Raw genomic sequence first — 2,399 nt, 5'->3', positions numbered from 1 at the left:
CGATCCACGGCCGGGAGTTCCTCTTCGCCACGAACAGACCAACGAGCAACCAAGCCGACAGTCACATGATCAACAGCTTCTGTTAGGGCCTCTTAACCAAGGCGTGCGTAACTGCCAGATCAGGGGGCGTTGTCGGCGCCGGGCGCTACGGTCAGGCAATGGACGAACTGACGCTCAACAGCCTGATGCGTGGTGGCCACCCTGGTCAGCGTCTAGACGCCCTCTTGCGCGACTACGCCAAAGCGACAGGCGAGGAGCTACGGAGGCCACTTACACCCGAGGAATCCTCCCGTGTCCGGCTGTGGATGATGCGAGCTGATAACCCTTGGATCCGTTACAGCGGTCCTTCACAAGGCGGGTGGGTTCACAGCAGCGTCACAACAAAAGCCGGCTTCCTCCAGCAGAAATCCTGTGGGCTGTGCGAGCCGCTACCCTTGGAAGGCGTGGACGCGCGACCATCGTTCTTCCCAGTCTCAGTACCGCCCTTTACGAAGCAGAACCCGAAGATTAAACGTGTCGTTCACGCAAGGGTCGTTGAAGAATTGAAAAAGACGGCTGACCGTCGCGCAGATCCGCGAACCTGGAAGGGATTGCCGATCTGCGCCACGGTGGTCGCGGTACAAGCGGTGAATCGGAAGACCATCGACGCGGATAATGCCGCGAAAGCAATCCTGGACACCCTTCAGGGAACCGTCATCACCAACGACAACGCTATTCAGCATGTGTCCGCCTTCCGGCTGAAAGCACGTGAGACCGTGGGGTATTACCTCATTGGCCTGCGACCCGTGTATCCGCTAGACGCGGACGTTGTCCACCTGTCCGCGCAGATGAAGGATGCCAGTCCCCTTATGGGTCTTCAGACGGAAGACGGGTGAACCGGACTCCTCTCTGTGGCACTCACGAGACGGGCTGGTCGTCGTTGCTGCGTGTCCACCCCGGGGCTCGAACCCGGAACTCTGCGGCCGATATCCCCGAGCCGGGGCCGGTTCCGCGCACCTCTGCTTTGTTGGGCCAGGTGGGCTTGGTCGTCCTCTCCGGCGGGGCCGTTCCGGACACGGTGGACACTGCACGCGCAACAACCCCTTTCGGCGACTCGCGGACGAGCCGGTTACTCATGGGCGGTGCAGTCCCCCGCGCTCTGCCTCACGACCCCTGTGCCCACCCCCGCAACGGCGGGGCGCATGGTGCACGGGCAGAGCTGGTGTGGGGGCGGGCACTCGGCCCGCCGGATTCCCCCACGGGGTGGGTGCGCGGTAGTCCCGCTCTCTCTTGCCCCAGCAGTAGGGACCAACGGTGTCCCGCGCCCTCGCCGCTTCGTGCGTGGACGGTCGGGGTTCGCTCGGCCCCTCTCTGGTGCCCCAGTAGTAGGGACCGAGGGTGGCCCGAGGGTGCCGAGCGGTGTCGGTAGTGAGCCGTTTTCATCCTGAATAGCCGCAGGTCAGCAGCGTATGGACGGCTTGGACGATGGTGCCGATGCGGCGGGTGGAGCATCGGGCTCGGCGAAGGATTCGCCAGGACTTCAGCTGCGCGAAGGCGCGTTCGCCGGGTGCTCTGAGTCGGGCGTGGTCGCGGTTGAACTGCTGGTAGTGATCGGGTTGTTCGCGGTGGTGGTAGTAGGGGGTGCGGACGGTGGCGCCGGCGCCCTGGTAGGCGCGGTCCGCGAGCACGAGGATCTGTTGGGTGAGGCATGCCTGGACGATGCCGTGGGCGCGGGCGGCGGTCAGGTCGTGGGTGCGGCCGGGTGTGGCCCGGGAGAACCAGAGCGGTGTGCCGTCGGGCCGGGCGATGACCTGCACGTTCATGCCGTGCTTGCGGTGTTTCATGGAGTAGTACGGTTCGTCGGCGGCGATGCGGTCGGTGGGGATCAGGGTGCCGTCGACGATGACGAAGTCGCCCTCCCCTAAGCCGGTCAGGGCCTCGTGCAGGCCCGGCGCCCAGGCCGCGAGGACGTCCAGGGTCTCGTCGACGTACCGCCAGGCCGTCGCGGTCGAGACACCGAAGCCGGCCGCAAGGGCGGGCAGCGTCTCGTTCTTACGCAGGTGCACCAGTACGAGCAGGGCCTGTTGGAAGCAGCCCAGCTTCCGCCACCGCGAGCGGCGTTCACACCTTCGTGCGTAGATGAGCCAGGAAACGTGCTCGACCAGCTCATGCGGGACGTCGGCCGTGGCACGATACGGGACCAGGCGAGGCTCCTCGGACGATGCGTGGTGCGTAGAGAACACCACCGCAACGACCAGGAGCCTCGTCTCGTCACACACCCCTGCTGACCTGCCATTTCACCCCACAGAGACAGGATGAAAACGGCTCAGTGAACCTCTTTCATCCTGAATAGCTGCAGGTCAGCAACGTGTGGATGGCTTGAACGATGGTGCCGATGCGGCGTGTGGAGCATCGGGCCC

2 protein-coding genes are annotated in these 2,399 nt (G+C 64.8%); one reads left to right on the top strand and one right to left on the bottom strand.

The window, feature by feature from the left end:
- Nucleotides 1-158 precede the first annotated feature (158 nt).
- Complete coding sequence (locus tag ACFYUS_RS39025; protein ID WP_388863059.1) at nt 159-875, top strand: RusA family crossover junction endodeoxyribonuclease; 717 nt, start codon at nt 159-161, stop codon at nt 873-875.
- A gap of 543 nt (nt 876-1,418) precedes the next feature.
- On the opposite strand, the gene ACFYUS_RS39020 is transcribed toward ACFYUS_RS39025, so the two are convergent.
- A complete protein-coding gene (locus ACFYUS_RS39020) occupies nt 1,419-2,183 on the bottom strand; it encodes an IS5 family transposase (RefSeq protein WP_388863061.1) in 765 nt (254 codons plus the stop codon).
- Nucleotides 2,184-2,399: the final 216 nt, after the last annotated feature.

The sequence above is a fragment of the Streptomyces sp. NPDC004284 genome, from assembly GCF_042874035.1.
Taxonomy (GTDB): Bacteria; Actinomycetota; Actinomycetes; order Streptomycetales; family Streptomycetaceae; genus Streptomyces.
The sequence above is the reverse complement of the archived record's forward strand: the minus strand, read 5'-3'. Positions and strand labels throughout refer to the sequence as shown.

Excerpts from the sequence above, each read along its gene's own strand:
- ACFYUS_RS39025 (WP_388863059.1), top strand. The coding sequence starts at position 159 with ATGGACGAACTGACGCTCAACAGCCTGATGCGTGGTGGCCACCCTGGT.